At 33.0% G+C, this 14,145-nt stretch carries 24 protein-coding genes; 18 read left to right on the top strand and 6 right to left on the bottom strand.

Annotated features, from left to right (window positions below; genetic code table 11):
* Positions 1-58 precede the first annotated feature (58 nt).
* Both AC6EJB_RS08335 and AC6EJB_RS08330 read left to right on the top strand, forming a co-directional pair.
* Positions 59-403, top strand: coding sequence for a DUF4214 domain-containing protein (locus tag AC6EJB_RS08335; protein ID WP_498490902.1), 345 nt, complete (start codon positions 59-61; stop codon positions 401-403).
* Between the two features lie 85 nt (positions 404-488).
* Entirely contained in the window at positions 489-722 is a 234-nt protein-coding gene (locus AC6EJB_RS08330; protein ID WP_498490900.1) for a hypothetical protein, read from the top strand.
* A 171-nt stretch (positions 723-893) separates the two neighbouring features.
* Here the strand turns inward: AC6EJB_RS08330 and AC6EJB_RS08325 are convergent, their stop codons facing one another.
* Positions 894-1,202 carry a hypothetical protein gene (locus AC6EJB_RS08325; protein WP_498490899.1) on the bottom strand — a complete coding sequence of 103 codons (309 nt, stop codon included), beginning with the start codon at positions 1,200-1,202 and terminating at the stop codon, positions 894-896.
* Between the two features lie 342 nt (positions 1,203-1,544).
* On the opposite strand from AC6EJB_RS08325, the gene AC6EJB_RS08320 reads away from it, so the two are divergent.
* From AC6EJB_RS08320 to AC6EJB_RS08280, 9 genes are all read left to right on the top strand, one after another.
* Entirely contained in the window at positions 1,545-2,075 is a 531-nt protein-coding gene (locus tag AC6EJB_RS08320; RefSeq protein WP_498490898.1) for a hypothetical protein, read from the top strand.
* Between the two features lie 312 nt (positions 2,076-2,387).
* On the top strand, positions 2,388-2,729 hold the full coding sequence (locus AC6EJB_RS08315) for a hypothetical protein (protein WP_498490896.1): 342 nt from the start codon (positions 2,388-2,390) through the stop codon (positions 2,727-2,729).
* Between the two features lie 266 nt (positions 2,730-2,995).
* Positions 2,996-3,142 carry a hypothetical protein gene (locus tag AC6EJB_RS08310; protein ID WP_498490894.1) on the top strand — a complete coding sequence of 49 codons (147 nt, stop codon included), beginning with the start codon at positions 2,996-2,998 and terminating at the stop codon, positions 3,140-3,142.
* Positions 3,143-3,283: 141 nt separating this feature from the next.
* The gene (locus AC6EJB_RS08305; RefSeq protein WP_498490892.1) at positions 3,284-3,493 is read left to right on the top strand and encodes a hypothetical protein; all 210 of its coding nucleotides are present in this window, start codon (positions 3,284-3,286) and stop codon (positions 3,491-3,493) included.
* A 233-nt stretch (positions 3,494-3,726) separates the two neighbouring features.
* Positions 3,727-3,921: a hypothetical protein gene (locus AC6EJB_RS08300; protein ID WP_498490891.1), complete on the top strand. Its 195-nt coding sequence runs from the start codon at positions 3,727-3,729 to the stop codon at positions 3,919-3,921.
* A 312-nt stretch (positions 3,922-4,233) separates the two neighbouring features.
* Positions 4,234-4,413 carry a hypothetical protein gene (locus AC6EJB_RS08295; protein ID WP_498490889.1) on the top strand — a complete coding sequence of 60 codons (180 nt, stop codon included), beginning with the start codon at positions 4,234-4,236 and terminating at the stop codon, positions 4,411-4,413.
* A 187-nt stretch (positions 4,414-4,600) separates the two neighbouring features.
* Entirely contained in the window at positions 4,601-4,837 is a 237-nt protein-coding gene (locus AC6EJB_RS08290; RefSeq protein ID WP_498490887.1) for a hypothetical protein, read from the top strand.
* Positions 4,825-5,106, top strand: coding sequence for a hypothetical protein (locus tag AC6EJB_RS08285; protein WP_498490886.1), 282 nt, complete (start codon positions 4,825-4,827; stop codon positions 5,104-5,106). Before AC6EJB_RS08290 ends, AC6EJB_RS08285 begins: the two co-directional genes overlap by 13 nt.
* An 817-nt stretch (positions 5,107-5,923) precedes the next feature.
* Entirely contained in the window at positions 5,924-6,514 is a 591-nt protein-coding gene (locus AC6EJB_RS08280; RefSeq protein WP_498490885.1) for a hypothetical protein, read from the top strand.
* Positions 6,515-6,551: 37 nt separating this feature from the next.
* Here AC6EJB_RS08280 and AC6EJB_RS08275 read toward each other — a convergent pair whose 3' ends face one another.
* Positions 6,552-6,689, bottom strand: a complete 138-nt coding sequence (locus AC6EJB_RS08275) for a hypothetical protein (RefSeq protein WP_498490884.1) — start codon at positions 6,687-6,689, stop codon at positions 6,552-6,554.
* Between the two features lie 45 nt (positions 6,690-6,734).
* On the opposite strand from AC6EJB_RS08275, the gene AC6EJB_RS08270 reads away from it, so the two are divergent.
* The 4 genes from AC6EJB_RS08270 (at position 6,735) to AC6EJB_RS08255 (ending at position 9,060) form a co-directional block, all read left to right on the top strand.
* Positions 6,735-7,208, top strand: coding sequence for a thermonuclease family protein (locus AC6EJB_RS08270; protein WP_498490882.1), 474 nt, complete (start codon positions 6,735-6,737; stop codon positions 7,206-7,208).
* The gene (locus AC6EJB_RS08265) at positions 7,205-7,822 is read left to right on the top strand and encodes a tetratricopeptide repeat protein (protein WP_498490881.1); all 618 of its coding nucleotides are present in this window, start codon (positions 7,205-7,207) and stop codon (positions 7,820-7,822) included. The genes AC6EJB_RS08270 and AC6EJB_RS08265 overlap by 4 nt, the downstream gene beginning before the upstream one ends.
* A gap of 359 nt (positions 7,823-8,181) precedes the next feature.
* Positions 8,182-8,541: a DoxX family protein gene (locus AC6EJB_RS08260; RefSeq protein ID WP_498490880.1), complete on the top strand. Its 360-nt coding sequence runs from the start codon at positions 8,182-8,184 to the stop codon at positions 8,539-8,541.
* 57 nt (positions 8,542-8,598) lie between these two features.
* Complete coding sequence (locus tag AC6EJB_RS08255; RefSeq protein ID WP_498490878.1) at positions 8,599-9,060, top strand: hypothetical protein; 462 nt, start codon at positions 8,599-8,601, stop codon at positions 9,058-9,060.
* A gap of 83 nt (positions 9,061-9,143) precedes the next feature.
* On the opposite strand, the gene AC6EJB_RS08250 is transcribed toward AC6EJB_RS08255, so the two are convergent.
* Together AC6EJB_RS08250 and AC6EJB_RS08245 are read right to left on the bottom strand one after the other, a co-directional pair.
* Positions 9,144-9,278 (bottom strand): hypothetical protein, encoded by a 135-nt coding sequence (locus tag AC6EJB_RS08250; protein ID WP_498490877.1) that lies wholly within the window; start codon positions 9,276-9,278, stop codon positions 9,144-9,146.
* 4 nt (positions 9,279-9,282) lie between these two features.
* Positions 9,283-9,456 (bottom strand): hypothetical protein, encoded by a 174-nt coding sequence (locus AC6EJB_RS08245; RefSeq protein WP_498490876.1) that lies wholly within the window; start codon positions 9,454-9,456, stop codon positions 9,283-9,285.
* A 198-nt stretch (positions 9,457-9,654) separates the two neighbouring features.
* On the opposite strand from AC6EJB_RS08245, the gene AC6EJB_RS08240 reads away from it, so the two are divergent.
* Entirely contained in the window at positions 9,655-9,819 is a 165-nt protein-coding gene (locus AC6EJB_RS08240) for a hypothetical protein (RefSeq protein WP_498490874.1), read from the top strand.
* A 14-nt stretch (positions 9,820-9,833) separates the two neighbouring features.
* Here AC6EJB_RS08240 and AC6EJB_RS08235 read toward each other — a convergent pair whose 3' ends face one another.
* Complete coding sequence (locus AC6EJB_RS08235) at positions 9,834-10,061, bottom strand: hypothetical protein (protein ID WP_498490873.1); 228 nt, start codon at positions 10,059-10,061, stop codon at positions 9,834-9,836.
* Positions 10,062-10,241: 180 nt separating this feature from the next.
* The gene (locus tag AC6EJB_RS08230; protein WP_498490871.1) at positions 10,242-10,442 is read right to left on the bottom strand and encodes a DUF8673 family protein; all 201 of its coding nucleotides are present in this window, start codon (positions 10,440-10,442) and stop codon (positions 10,242-10,244) included.
* A gap of 169 nt (positions 10,443-10,611) precedes the next feature.
* On the opposite strand from AC6EJB_RS08230, the gene AC6EJB_RS08225 reads away from it, so the two are divergent.
* Entirely contained in the window at positions 10,612-12,111 is a 1,500-nt protein-coding gene (locus tag AC6EJB_RS08225; RefSeq protein WP_498490870.1) for an FAD-binding domain-containing protein, read from the top strand.
* Positions 12,112-12,278: 167 nt separating this feature from the next.
* A complete protein-coding gene (locus AC6EJB_RS08220; protein WP_498490869.1) occupies positions 12,279-13,499 on the top strand; it encodes a DUF4214 domain-containing protein in 1,221 nt (406 codons plus the stop codon).
* The last annotated feature ends 646 nt before the right edge of the window (positions 13,500-14,145 follow it).

The following is a 14,145-nucleotide window of genomic DNA, read 5'->3' as shown; positions in this document are numbered from 1 at the left end:
TGATAAGAATACTATACCTAGAAAATCAAGAAACTGTTTTCATCAAGACTCTGGAAAAATGTTTCGTCTTTATAATGCTTCTTTTAAACGTCTACCTGATCCAGTTGGCTTGAGTTATTGGATTAGTAATTTTAGTTCTGGTAAAGACGACGAACGAGCAGTTGCATCATCATTTTTAGCTTCCGCTGAATTTAAAGAGCGTTACGGGGATAATGTATCTGATTCAACTTATGTTAATACTCTTTATAAAAATGTTTTAGATCGAGAGGTAGATAGCGGTGGTTTGTCCTATTGGTTGGGTAACTTAAACAGTGGTTTAGAAATTAGATATGAAGTACTTTTAGGCTTTTCAGAATCAATCGAGAACAAAGGCCTCTTCTCAAAAATGGCTGGTTTAGGCTAATGAAAAACTAACACTTGTTAATTGATATACTTCTTTCATGCAGTATATTATCCTTTCCTTAAGTAACTAAGAAATTTAGGCAGAAATGACAATCAATACTATTTTGCTTTTTCTACTAGTCATCGCTGCTTATGTAAATTTATTTTTAACATTTAAGAAAATAAGAATACAAAAGAAAAAAACAAAACTACCTATATCTTCTAAAGAATGGAGAGAGAAAGTAGAAGATGAAAGCTTTAAATCATGGCTTTCCAATAGAGAAAGATTAAAAGATAAAAAAAAGATAAATCAAGCGAATAATAATAATTACAATCTCTAAGTCTTTGATATATCTAATTAAATCGATAAACAAAAAACGAAAATCTACATTTCTAATAAACAATATTATTTAGATTAAAGATAAGCATCACAGTAATAGATACTAATATAAATAGCGCAATTACAAAAACAATGATTTAAAAATTCTGATTGCCTTTTAAGATTTATCAATTTAATTAGAGGTTCCAGTAAAACAAAATCCATTCTTAATACAAAAATCATAAGCAAATAGTTTTAAAGATTCAGGCATTTCCTGCCATTGCATCTCTTCAAGTTGATTTAATTGATCGGAAGTTAAACTCTCTTTCTCTTCATATGCAGCCATCATATTTGCCCAACTTGAAGAAAAGCTATCAAGGTAAAACGCTTTCTGATGCTGATTAAAAAAATTTATTCTATCTTCATTCGTAACTACTTCTCTAGATAATTTCTTATAGTGTTCAAATTCTGAGGACCAATCTGGAGTTAAGTTTGAGGACATAAATAAATGATTTTATTACATCATTATAAATTACTCAGTAACTAGTCATAAGTCCAATGGCCAAATGAACATAATGATAGACTTCAACTTTAACACAAATCATATCAATAAAGATAAGTATAAAAAAGACTAACTGTCATCGTCAAAATCACATAAATATTCCTAAAAACTTTTTGTAGTAAACTTTCCTCATATCTATCTATCTGTTTAAGTAAGATTAAATCGATGGCTAGACACTCTTTTATTACTCTTACTTTAATAATGAATAAAATTGTATATGATTTCCTTGGTTGAAATAATTCATATCTTTGAAATTATTGACCACAAATTATTGATTGCCGTATGCAACTAAAAAGTTTAGATGGATGTCAATTAAAAATTGGTTCATATCCACCTTTTACATACAATGCCTATGGAGGAGGAGGTAAAGGAAAATTACTTCCGAGTAAAAAACTGAATACCCTTTATTTGAGCTTTTCATCTAAAACATTTTCTATTCCCCCCCTAACTTATAAAACAACAAAATTTTTGTCTCTTCCACTACCTCCTGGTCTAAAAATAGATATATCTATGAATAAGCTAGAAGGAAGTATTGATAAAAATTCTGGCGAAATATTATTTAAATTTGAATCAAAGTTCTTATTTAGCATTGGAGATATAATTAAATTTCCCGCATTGTTTGTTAAAACCTCACTTCAGACAGGAAAAGTGCAAGGTAAGCTACAAGAAGGACAGGGTTTAGCTCTCCAGGGAAATGGTAGAGCCAAATTAGTTGGTATTGCCAAAATTCCTAAAACTGGAAACATAATTTTGGATACCTTCCTTGATCTTCCAAATGAAGCTCTTGCAGAACTCCAATGCGAAATTAACTAAACAAATAGATATATTAGAATGTCATTAAACATATATGAAAACAAACAAAGTTCCTAAATACTTAGACGATTCGTCCAAAAACATTTACAAGCTTGATTCTATTTGTTAAAAATCATCTAGTGAAGATAGAATCTCTGTGTCATTATCTCAAGCAATATCTCCGGTATCAAAAGGGACCGCAGATTTTAAGCGGCCCAAATCTTTTAGCAGAAGATATAGAAAATAAAATTGATTATACAAAGGTTTTCTTATCACAACCATTCACACAATCACTACATCCTCTAAGCAAATACAACAACAGCTCAATAACTAATGACTACTGATTTACCAATCATTACTTCTTCAAATTCAAAAAAGAAAAAGAAAAAGAAAATAGATCATAGCATTCCTCATTGGACTATCTTTTCTTTTTGTTTTATTAGCACCTTAGTAGTCGTTAGTTTAATTAAAGCGTATCTACCATTACTAGTATCTGCACTTGCAATGCTTTTTATATGGAGTCAAATAACCAAACCAGTAGCAGAAATAGAAACTAAGATTACGAAGGATAACACTAACCAATTAAATCTATTCCATAGACAATATAAGATTGGAAGGAAGTATTCTAAAGTCAAAGAAGTATTAGAAGAAGAAAAAGATCAACGTGTTGCATAATAAGAGTACTCCATAACAAGAGCTCTAAGCACTTTAAAATTGAGTCATAATTAGTTCGAATGAATCAGAAATGCACAACCAAAGAAATTTATTAAATACATAATCTTATAAAAGTCGTTATTCATGACTTCCTAAAGAGAATTGACAAGCCTTATTCGCATGTAAAAATTAATTCATCCAAACATAATTTGTGAGGCTTCATGGTTACCCTTTGTTGTTTACTCTGCTTACAAATAATCATCATCACTATTACGAGCATTTAACTAATGACAAATCTTGAAAAAGCGCGTCTTGAACTAACTGAATCACAACTACTTTGCATTAAGGATCGCATTAAAAATTGGAGTACCAAAGATCAAGTAATAGATTTGATGAGATATCGGTATGGTCAGATTGAGGATCACGTTGCATAAAATGTTGAGTAGATATAATCAAGTAAACATGGAGAAAGCTAATTTGAATAAAAAACGTATATGGAAAGGCGCAAATTAGCTAAACCTCTATTGCGAAAAGTTCTTAACTAAGTGAAGCTTAGTTTATCTTGATAAATTCAAATGCCTGTCGAGTTCTACTTTTTAGTTATTCCGTTCTGTACTATTCCTGTATTTCTAGTCTCGCTTGATTATTTAAACAAAAATAATGAGTTGGAAAGAAAAAAAAATAATGTTATTGACTTTGATAAATTTATAAAGCGGAAAGAAGAAGGTGATGCTGTAGATATTGATATTGCTAAGTTATTATATAACGATAAAATTGCTGCTTAAATTGAGTCAACAACAATCATGTGTCATATTACAAAATTAAACTAAAAATTAGAGGCGTTTATCCTACTAAGGTTGATTTACATAATATTAATAGTTATCAGATAACTCGTCATATTTTTGAGCAAAATATATGAAGCTATACCCCTAACGTAAAGAGATGATAAGTTTTCATGCTCTATTCTTGTAGTCCAATATCTCATTTGTTTTATTAGTAAAGAATAATGCTTTAGTTAATGGATTCTGCTAATCAAATCCAATCCCTCGTTGACCAAGTAGAAAAGAACCCAGAATACCAAATTAGCGAACAAGAGGCTAAGGGGTTCTTATCAGAAATAAAGCGAGTCACAAAAGAAGATAAGACAAATATGCCTCCATTAGTTGTGATAATAATGGCTTATATCAATATGCTTTTCCCAGAATTAGATTAAGTGAAGATCTAAGATAAAAGCTTAAAAAAACAAAATAAATTTATCTTCTCTAATTAGAGCATAAAATATATCGAAAGAATTGTTATTGGCCTTCAGAGAAACAAAATCAACAGCTAAGTTCAAGTTATTACAATTCTTATAAACGTATTGGAAAGATTTTGTACACAAAAACCGATCACAATTTAGTAAGAGTTCACTCATTTTTTTATCAAGCAAAAATTTCCAAAAAATAATCTATGAAACATAATTATTAATTTAAGACTCTATTGCTTGAAGAAGGTAAATAGGTTTTCATAAACATATCAATTAAAGATGAACTCTTTATCACCAACCAGAAGGAGGTCAACAGTGAAAGTTGAAGTTTCTTGTTTCGTTGGAGGGATGGTCATCAAAGAAATAGTTCATGTAGATAAATTTGAGGATGTAGATAAGGTCGCAAAATCAAGAAATCCCTTTTGCAGAGTAGTCAATAGGAAGGTATTGATGAAATGACTAGTTAGCAGAATGAGTCTTACTCCGCATTTCATCGATGAAGGAAACAAAGAGGTTGTCTTTTCTATAAAAAGTGTTCGTCTAGTCACGATGACAATTCCTACTTAGATGAAATCGATCCTTGATGAATACAAGGATATTGCTTATCGCTATGAAGAAACCTTTTACATGTGAAGGGCAAAAATCAATGACTAACAAAATAGATTGGAAACAAGAAGTTCTTGATTCAGCGAAGTTCAATAAAAAGCAAGAGAACCTATTGAAGCATGCCACCAAGTCGTTAACTGATAGTTGGTTACTTGGTGTTCTTTACACCAGATGGAAAAAACTTAAAGGTATCAGAGAAAAGCCTAAACCTGATTGCAGTTCAACTTTTCAGGAGTGGAATAAAAAAATTGAGGACATAGACAAATGCCAGTCTTAAAAATTGGCTGGAGTATTTACTACAAACTCCATGAGAAAGAGCAAAAGGAGTTTACATTATTAGAGCGATATAGAACTGATTATTTTTATGAGTGCTATGAGTATGAGAATTCAAAAGGAAACAGAAATTATGAATGGAGTGATAAATGTTTTAAAAATCAAAAGGAATTACTGGAGTTCTTCGGTTATGAAATGATCGAAGACTTAAATATAGATGCTGTTAATGAAAGAAGAATCGAAACCTTTACTGATGAGAATAAAAAAAGTTGATGAGGTTAAGTGATGCTGGCAATCAAATGTAAGTAATGTGAAAAAAGGCTGATCAGCTAAATCAAGGAGTCCAAAATCCTATTTATACCAAGCTATCTCAGATTAAGTTATATAATCCTAAAAATTCATATGTAATCTGCTTATGTTGGAAATAGGAATATTATTTTTAGTTTGAGGAGCCTTCCTAACGTGGTGTGGAAAAAGGATTAGACACTCACAAAAAAAGGCGACGACTTAAGATGCGATCTTTTGATATCAAAATCACAAGCTGAAGAAGGAGCCGAAGTGACAATTTCTTATCCCTACACAGATGGATTTAGTTAATACAAAGATACATCAAAAATTAAAATTCCTAGGACAGCAACTTTTAAAGTCGAGACGGGCACAAAACTAAGAATACAAGGAGGCGGTAACATCCATCATCAAGAAAAAGAGGAGATTTATATATTTTCCTTAAAGTTGAAAATCACCAGTCATATGATGATGCTCATAATGAAGCGAATTCACTTATTCAGACAAAAATTGTACAGTGCCGTTTCTGTGGCGCAAATTCCAAAATTGAAATTCATCAACAGTTTTCTAAATGTGAGTACTGTGGTCAGGAGATACATTAACCTTTTGTTTTTTCTAAAAATTAAATAACTACTACTACATCTATAACTATCTAAAATTATATCTAGCCTCTTAAAGAGTAGACAAGCTCACACTTTCAAGTTATTTAGAAAGTATTAATACGCATTAAAATTAAATAGATAAGTAAAGAAGTCTAGCTATGTTTTTTAGATGTAGTTTTAATACACAGAGTTATAGATTTTTCATGTCCCCTGGAATCACTAAGCTTCAGTTGACCGATACTAGTACAATTTCAATTCCTACAGATGCGATATTGATACTCTTTCTATTAAGTATCATCGCCTTACTGGGTTATTTCTTTCACAAAATCCTAGACAATCAAACAAATCAATTTATTGAAAAAGTAGACGATAATTCACATTTTGAATTAGTTAAAGAAAAGCCAGAAGATGCATTAACTCTGGAAAAAACAATAGTGAATCACAAAAAATCAGAAAAGCCAAATATGAAAAAACTAAATTTTTTATCCCCTTCGAGATTTTGGGGAATTGGTAGTTTGGCTATTGTAGCCATAGGAGGATCAAGTATTTTAAGGATCCAATCTATCCAAAAATCATATCAAGGAATGAACACTAGTCACGTCAAACTCAAGACAGAAAATCAATCGACAAAATCTTTATTATCAATGGCTAAAATAAAATCATCAAATCAATCTCAAACTAAAGTAAAAAAGATTAGTTATATTGATTCCTTAGTATCATCTAATAATAGTTCCAAAAATAATAATATTTTACAGGTTAACGAAAGACAAATAGAGGATTTTTTCTCTTTCTAATTCGTGAGAATTAATATTTTCCCTTTATTATGACAAACTACAAATCCACTATCTGTTGACTAACAGTTTGAAGCATCACTACTCCGGCTTTGATCTCTTTGTTAATTCTCTTTGTCCATTGATTGATTTTATTACAATCAGGAGAAAGCCACCAAGCTGCCTTTACTGCAGGCATAAAACCTACTAGAGCTCATGAAAAAGAAAAAAAGGCTAAATAAAAATGCCAATAAAAAAGCTGAACTCTGAACAGCGATTTATTAGGAATCTCCTTGTTGGATTTTTCTTAGCATTATTTATTGTCTTTATTTTAGCGATGCTTGCGCTCTTCAAGACACTTACTACTTATCCAAGCGTTTCAGATCTGCCAACGGTCACCATACAAAACTGCTACGACGGGGATACTTGTACAACTACAACAGGAGAAAAGATCAGACTTGCTTGTATTGATACTCCTGAGTTAAGAGTGAAAAAAGCTGACCCAATCCCTGCCAAAGCAGCAAGAGATTATCTCAACGATTTAGTTGCTGGGTCAACAGTCACAATACGCCGTATCACCGAAGATCGATATGGAAGAACAGTCGCTGAATTATCGAAAGGTCCTATGAATATTCAAGAACACCTAGTTGAAAAAGGTTTTGCACGTATCTATGAAAGGTATTCAAGTCAATGTGAATGGAGCATGAATAAAATATGAAACTCCGCAATACAGTGATTGCTTTAGGAATTGGTGCTGCCACTACTGCTGGTTTATCACTGCTAAAAGTTAATAAGGATTTGGTTGTTGGATCTAGTGCTGTAGTTTTCGGTGCAGGATTAATGATTGCTTTAAAAGATAAGAATGAGCTACATACAAAAGCAAGAAATTATGAATATTTTTTCAATAGAGCACAAGATAAATTTGAACTTGCAGATTATGAAGAAGCAATACTCGATTACAACAAAGCATTAGAACTTTCACCAAGTGAGATTTGTCTTGTCTACTCAATGCGTGGAAATGCAAAACGTAATTTAGGTGATTTTGATGGCGCAATCTCTGATCAAAATAAGGCATTAGATTTTGATCCTTTATATGCCGATGGATATTTCAATAGAGGTATTGCCAAGTTTAAAAAGGGAGATTTTAATGGTGCAATTCAAGACTATTCACAAGTTCTAAAAATCAACCCAAAAGATTCAGATGCATTTTTTAATCGTGCCAATGTAAAAAAAGAAATTGAAGATATGAAAGGTGCGTGCAAAGACTGGAGAAAAGCAGCTGATCTTGGGGATGACGATGCTACAAAATTCTTAATGGAGAATTGCGAATAAATCTCTTCATTGCCGTTTTCATCCAAATCGCAATCTTAGGATTCCTCTATCTCTTCATCATTAAGAACAATGGTCTACCTGATTGGGTAGCAAGAGCATTACTTCCATTACAGAGCTGATGAATCCACTGAGATACTTGGCAAAGGCAGAAAGATCAAGCCAGCAGAAGAAAGTTTGAAGTGGATTGGATCAAATTAAGTTCACAATCGTCAACTATCTAAGTGCCATATTAGACATTCCTAGGAAGCCAAATTCCTGAATTATACTTTCTAGATTATCTAGTGACCGTCTACTAATTTTGTTTAGTGGTCAAAAATTGTTTCTTAAGTTATTTATGTAGTATTCGCTACTAAACGATTATGGATTTAACAAGATTTTATTCTTTGAACTTTCTTGGGCGATTGTTGCTGAGTGCAATTTTTATAAATGCAATACCAGGCAAAATAACAAACTTTGCTGCTCAAGCTGAATACATAACAAACAGAGGGTTTCCCGAGCCAGTTTCAATGATAATCATGGTAGGTGCAATAGCTTTACTTCTTGGTGGTAGTGTCTTATTGATCTTCACAGAACGGGTCAAACTCGCTTGTTCACTACTTTTGATTTTCTTGGTGCCAGCCACAATAATTTTTCATTTGATACCATTTCAACTTGCAGCAGTCGCACGAAACCTATCTTTAATTGGAGGATTGTTAGTTGCCATAGAAAAATCCAAATAACTAATATCGATTCACTATTCAAAATCTTATGGGCTGACTTGAGTCAGGCTTTTTTTAATGAAAAAACTCCACTTAATTATTGTATGTTTTTGGTTCTTTCAGCCCATCATCGCTAAAGCTAAGCCTGTAAAAGGGATTAGCGACTTTGATGGAGGCTTCAAAGGTATTGAGAGAATCACTTTTGAATGTCCCGTCAACAACGAAAGAAATATACAAAGAACTAATGACGAATTTGACGATCAACAACCAAAAGAAAAATGTTGGGTTGATTTTCACCCAACTTATTTGAATGTTATGAACAAACAGGTGATAAATAAAAAAGATGTAATTAGTTTTTGGCAATCCCCTCCTCAATCAGGCAAGTGTTGTGCAAGTTGGAATTTAATTTATAAGGATGTTGAGGGAAGGAATAAAATCTTATCTATGAGAAAAAAAGAATTTCCATTCCCACTCACAAAGAGAAAATTAAAAATACTTGGCACACCATCAAACATTATCAATCGTTGGCTTACACAATAGAAGAGAGACAAAGATCAAACTAACAAGGGAAGTCCTAGATTTATGGGATGTTTTTAATTCTCAGATCGAAAGAGCAACAGCTACTAACTTTTTACAAAAGAATCAAGGTCAATTTCTAGTTGAGTCCAATGGCTTTGTTCTGTACTTATCCCCCAAAATTCACCTCGTTCGGAAGCTTCTAAAATTGACTCATAAAATTCTGGAATATGCTTTGACATTGTTTTAGTTGATTGAAGAAGCAGAAATTTTCTCTTCACAATCAGTATCCCCTGCTTCACAGACAACTTCAGCTTTATCAGAGTATGAGCCACAACCCATTGCCATCACTGGTGAAACACCAATAACTGTGTGTAGAGTAGTTGCCGAAAAAAGAATATAAGGAATGAATCTTTTCATAATCAGGATTATAATTTCATATATGATCTATCACCTTATTACCAACTGTGAGGTTTCGATGTTCGGTTAACTTCTTAAAGCTGATAGGAATAGAAACTATTTATAAATAAACAAGTCCTAATAAAAGTAACTTATAAAATATGAGTTACTGGTTTTAGCATGCCTCTCATCTATTGATAGACAAAGAAACCAAGAAACATGAGTCACTTTCAATTCACTGATGAACAATTTGTAGAGATCAGAGAAATCTGGAGAGATATCAATTCTCAATGCAAACTGCTGCAAGATCAAACTGGTTGTCCTGATAGCGAGATAGTAAAAATGATTGACTCTGCAAAGAGTTATTGGGAAAACAAGAGTTAAACAACGAAAACTATTTACGCACTAAGTTTTTCCCAGATAACTTCTGATTCTTTGATCAAGTCAATCGCTTCTTCTCTTCCAAGTATTTTTTGTGCATCACTCATCAGTTGTATATATCTAAGCCTCAGATCTTGTTTATTCATGAGCTGCATTTGTATTTCATGCAGAGACTTCTCGCTCAGTGCAACATTATGTTTATTAGGTGCATGCGAAAAGTTTGGAGAAGCGTTGTAATAGCTCATTGAAATAAATCTGATTAACTGCTTAGTGAGAGAGGGAAATTGCTATGCAGAACAATTCCCCTTGCTCTAGTTGAGTGTCAAAAAGGCGCTTTGCAAAACCTTTTTGAGCACATGTAGGCGATTGACTTACCTACACAACGTGTTTAATATTTTGGCTAAGTAATTTAGCTAATGAGCTGATTAACCAGTACGGTTTTCCTTATTAAAGGTTGGAACTTGAAGTGTTGCAGCTTGAAGTCCTTCAGGGTAAACATTGAATGATGTTGTCCACTCACAAAATTCTTGGCTAACTGCATAGCTATCTTCATACCTATGTAACTTATCGAGGTAAGTTACTCTCAGAGCAGCCCATGCAATGATTAGTCGATGACTGATATCCATTTATTAACTTTATTCAATCTAAAAAAGCACCGTGGTTATTACTTGTTAAATCAATATGAAAAGAACATTCAAACGAAAGCTTTTTTATTCCTAATCACTCACGACTAAATCAACTTTTAGATAAAATTGTTTTGAACTTTGTGTTCATAATTTTGTTTTACCTCAGAGAGTGGAGACGATAAATTTAGTTTGGTTTAAAAAAGACTTAAGAACATACGATAATGAAGCACTTAATGAAGCTCTAAAAACTGGGAATGTAATACCAATCTTTGTTGTTGAGCCAGATCTCTGGAAACTTCCTGATCACTCTTCGAGACAATGGGAATTTGTGCGGGAATGTTTAATTGATTTAAACAACTCATTAAATGATATTGGTTTGAAATTAATTATAAGAGTTGGGAATATTCAAGATGTAATTAAAGAGTTTACGGAAAGATTTCATGTTAAAGGTATTTATAGTCATGAAGAAACCGGCAATGAATGGACATTTCAACGTGATCAAGATCTAAGGCGTTTTACAAAAAATAAAAACATAAATTGGTATGAATACAGACAATTTGGTGTTTTTAGAGGTCGCAAAACACGTAAGAATTGGTCTCAAAAGTGGGAACAACAAATGTCACAGGAACTCATTAATGGTCCCAGAAGAGTAAATTACTTTATTGATATTTCAAGTCATAATTTACCCTCATCTAAAAGTCTAAAGTTAAATTTAGATATATGTAGTCATCGACTTCAAGGAGGAAGAAGTCAAGGACTTCATAAACTGCATGAGTTTCTGAAATACAAAATAGATAATTATCAATATTCTCTATCAAGTCCTTTAAAAGCATTTAATGGATGTTCTCGCTTATCGCCTTACTTGACTTGGGGTTGTCTATCAATTAGAGAGGTAGTCCAGACAATTAGAAAAACTAAGAAAAGAGGATCCACAGCAATTGATTCAAGATTACATTGGCATTGCCATTTTATTCAAAAGCTTGAATCAGAGCCTGAATTAGAAAATCGTGAGTACCATCCATACATGAGTGGTATCAGGCAGTCAAATCAAAAATTTTTAAAAGCATGGAGTCAAGGTCTAACTGGAATACCTTTTATAGATGCATGCATGAGATCCCTAAATAGTCATGGGTGGATTAATTTTCGAATGAGAGCAATGCTTATGTCATTTGCTAGCTACCAACTATGGCTTCCATGGCAAGAGAGTGGCTTATGCCTAGCACGCAAATTTATTGACTACGAGCCAGGAATTCACTGGACACAATGCCAAATGCAATCGGGTACGACATCGATTAATACGATGAGAATTTATAACCCAATTAAACAAGGATATGATCATGACCCAGAGGGAATATTTATTCGAACTTGGGTAAAAGAATTACAATACCTTCCAAGCAAATTCATCCATGCACCATGGGAAATTGATCTATTGCGTCAAAATGATTCATCATTCGTTCTTGGAAAAAATTATCCATTCCCTATTGTAGATCCAATTATTAGTACAAAGACAGCACGAGCAAAGCTAAAAGAGATAAGAAATAAACCAGGTTTCTTTGACATCGCTAATAATATCCTTGAGAAACATGGCTCAAGAAAAAGAAGAAAGTCAACGTTGAAAAAGAAGCAAAACAATCCCGTTCTACACAATCAATTAACCCTCAAGCTTTAAAGTTACAGAGCTGATGAGTCTACGAGATCCTTGGTAAAGGTAGAAAGATCAAGCCAGCAGAGGAAAGTTTGAGGTGGATTGAGTCAAGCTAGGTTCACGCTGAAGAGGTAATTTATCTAAGATTTTAATCTGTCTTTTAAATCGATTGATTTAGTTCCAAAAATATCATGTCGAATTATTATCATCAACATTCTTCATCCTCCAATTCTAGTCAATCAGATAGTAGTAATTCCAATGTCGAAACTAAGCTTGTAACCGTACAAGCTAAAAGTTCATCTCACCCATATTTTGGTCAAGGATCATCCAAAGGATATTTTATTGATGGAGAAGAATCCCCTTCATTGATTCTTAGACAAAACATTGTGTATAGATTCGATCAATCGAATAGCAGTAACACCAATCATCGAATCTTGTTTTTTACTGATGCAAATAGAATAAATTCTTATCAAACAAACATTTCTGAAGTTGGCGTCGCTGGTTCAACGGGTGCATATACCGAAATCACTTTAAACAGTGAGACACCAGTAGAAATTTTCTACCAATGTCAAAATCATCCTTTAATGGGTAGCAATATAAAATCGTCAACTGCAGGTGATGACTCACTCACTAGTAGTTCAAATAATGAACTCATTGATGGAGGGGCAGGAACCGATACAGTTGCTTATAGTGGAAAATTTTCTGATTATTCTTTCACACGAACTTCAACCACTTTAGAGATAAATGACCAAAGAACAGGTACTAAGGAAGGAACTGATACTCTTTCAAATATTGAATATATTCAGTTCGAAGATCAAACCGTCGAAGAATCCAAAGTCGATATTGTAAAAACTTATAGCGGAAATTTTAGTGACTACAAGTTCTACAACAAAGGTAATGGTGTCTATAAAATAAAAACTGACTCTGGTTATGACGACATCACAGGTCTTCCACTATTGACCTTTGCAGGGGAAGCAGCAACAAGTTCATTTAGAGATATCAGTGCCATTGTTGATATCAAAGGGACCTTTGATCAAGTCACAGGATTAAATACTGATGATGCAAAAATGTTCCGTCTCTATAACGCTGCATTTAAACGACTTCCTGACACTGATGGTTTGAAGTATTGGATTGAGAAATATACTTCTGGAGAGAACGATGATCGTGCAGTTGCACAATCATTTCTTGTATCCGATGAATTTGCTGAACGCTATGGATCGAATGTCACAAATGCTAAATACGTTGAAACTCTCTACGTCAATGTTCTTGGCAGAGATTATGACCAAGAGGGATATAATTATTGGTTAGGTAATTTAAATAACGGAACCGAAACTAGATATGAATTACTTCTAGGCTTTGCAGAATCAACTGAGAACAAAACCCTCTTTTCTGAAATGACTGGTTTTGGTTAACCACCTAAATTTCCAGCACAAATTTCTTTACTCTCATTATTCATACAACCACAATTCATTAACCCCCATACGCCGCTAGTCTTTAGCTATCTAGAGAGAAAGCATATCAATCCACCTAAACCAATCCAACTATGTGAGTATTAGGTGGTAATATTCCGGTAGCACCTAAAACAATCAGTCTCAAATTCGTTTTATATCAATTAATCTCAGGTTACGTTGTATTATCGGCATTAAACTCATCCGTAACCTCAACTTAATTTGAATAGTCGGTATTGATCTAATCCGCAACTCTAACTTACTTCTCTTTACAGAAATTTTATTGCCTTTAGGAGACACAAAAATCTTCTCAATTATTTTGCCTTCTCTTACAATTATTCTTATTGTTTGTCCCGAAAATCTACCCTGAAACCAATCTATAATGTCTGGATAAAATATATCATTATTTATAGTAGACGTTCTTGAAAAGTCAGGTATAAATTTTGTTGAATTAATTTTGCTTTCGATAGATTCTTTAGATTGAGTTATTAAATTATTAATTTTGTAGCGAATGAGCTCTGTTTCAGTTTGTTCTCTATGAAACCTTGATACTAGCTTCCGATGAATTAACTCGTATTGCGACTCAAATCGTTTGGTAACTCGATGATAT

Source organism: Prochlorococcus sp. G4PB17 (assembly GCF_059772445.1).
Note: the sequence above shows the minus strand (reverse complement) of the source record. Positions and strands in the feature narration are given on the sequence as shown.

Excerpts from the sequence above, each read along its gene's own strand:
- AC6EJB_RS08285 (WP_498490886.1), top strand. The coding sequence starts at position 4,825 with ATGCCAGTCTTAAAAATTGGCTGGAGTATTTACTACAAACTCCATGAG.
- AC6EJB_RS08315 (WP_498490896.1), top strand. The coding sequence starts at position 2,388 with ATGACTACTGATTTACCAATCATTACTTCTTCAAATTCAAAAAAGAAA.
- AC6EJB_RS08255 (WP_498490878.1), top strand. The coding sequence starts at position 8,599 with ATGAAAAAACTCCACTTAATTATTGTATGTTTTTGGTTCTTTCAGCCC.
- AC6EJB_RS08310 (WP_498490894.1), top strand. The coding sequence starts at position 2,996 with ATGACAAATCTTGAAAAAGCGCGTCTTGAACTAACTGAATCACAACTA.
- AC6EJB_RS08335 (WP_498490902.1), top strand. The coding sequence starts at position 59 with ATGTTTCGTCTTTATAATGCTTCTTTTAAACGTCTACCTGATCCAGTT.
- AC6EJB_RS08280 (WP_498490885.1), top strand. The coding sequence starts at position 5,924 with ATGTCCCCTGGAATCACTAAGCTTCAGTTGACCGATACTAGTACAATT.
- AC6EJB_RS08330 (WP_498490900.1), top strand. The coding sequence starts at position 489 with ATGACAATCAATACTATTTTGCTTTTTCTACTAGTCATCGCTGCTTAT.
- AC6EJB_RS08270 (WP_498490882.1), top strand. The coding sequence starts at position 6,735 with ATGCCAATAAAAAAGCTGAACTCTGAACAGCGATTTATTAGGAATCTC.
- AC6EJB_RS08295 (WP_498490889.1), top strand. The coding sequence starts at position 4,234 with ATGAACTCTTTATCACCAACCAGAAGGAGGTCAACAGTGAAAGTTGAA.
- AC6EJB_RS08260 (WP_498490880.1), top strand. The coding sequence starts at position 8,182 with ATGGATTTAACAAGATTTTATTCTTTGAACTTTCTTGGGCGATTGTTG.
- AC6EJB_RS08230 (WP_498490871.1), bottom strand. The coding sequence starts at position 10,442 with ATGGATATCAGTCATCGACTAATCATTGCATGGGCTGCTCTGAGAGTA.
- AC6EJB_RS08240 (WP_498490874.1), top strand. The coding sequence starts at position 9,655 with ATGAGTCACTTTCAATTCACTGATGAACAATTTGTAGAGATCAGAGAA.
- AC6EJB_RS08290 (WP_498490887.1), top strand. The coding sequence starts at position 4,601 with ATGACTAACAAAATAGATTGGAAACAAGAAGTTCTTGATTCAGCGAAG.
- AC6EJB_RS08300 (WP_498490891.1), top strand. The coding sequence starts at position 3,727 with ATGGATTCTGCTAATCAAATCCAATCCCTCGTTGACCAAGTAGAAAAG.
- AC6EJB_RS08325 (WP_498490899.1), bottom strand. The coding sequence starts at position 1,202 with ATGTCCTCAAACTTAACTCCAGATTGGTCCTCAGAATTTGAACACTAT.
- AC6EJB_RS08305 (WP_498490892.1), top strand. The coding sequence starts at position 3,284 with ATGCCTGTCGAGTTCTACTTTTTAGTTATTCCGTTCTGTACTATTCCT.
- AC6EJB_RS08265 (WP_498490881.1), top strand. The coding sequence starts at position 7,205 with ATGAAACTCCGCAATACAGTGATTGCTTTAGGAATTGGTGCTGCCACT.
- AC6EJB_RS08275 (WP_498490884.1), bottom strand. The coding sequence starts at position 6,689 with ATGCCTGCAGTAAAGGCAGCTTGGTGGCTTTCTCCTGATTGTAATAAA.
- AC6EJB_RS08250 (WP_498490877.1), bottom strand. The coding sequence starts at position 9,278 with ATGTCAAAGCATATTCCAGAATTTTATGAGTCAATTTTAGAAGCTTCC.
- AC6EJB_RS08245 (WP_498490876.1), bottom strand. The coding sequence starts at position 9,456 with ATGAAAAGATTCATTCCTTATATTCTTTTTTCGGCAACTACTCTACAC.
- AC6EJB_RS08320 (WP_498490898.1), top strand. The coding sequence starts at position 1,545 with ATGCAACTAAAAAGTTTAGATGGATGTCAATTAAAAATTGGTTCATAT.
- AC6EJB_RS08235 (WP_498490873.1), bottom strand. The coding sequence starts at position 10,061 with ATGAGCTATTACAACGCTTCTCCAAACTTTTCGCATGCACCTAATAAA.
- AC6EJB_RS08220 (WP_498490869.1), top strand. The coding sequence starts at position 12,279 with ATGTCGAATTATTATCATCAACATTCTTCATCCTCCAATTCTAGTCAA.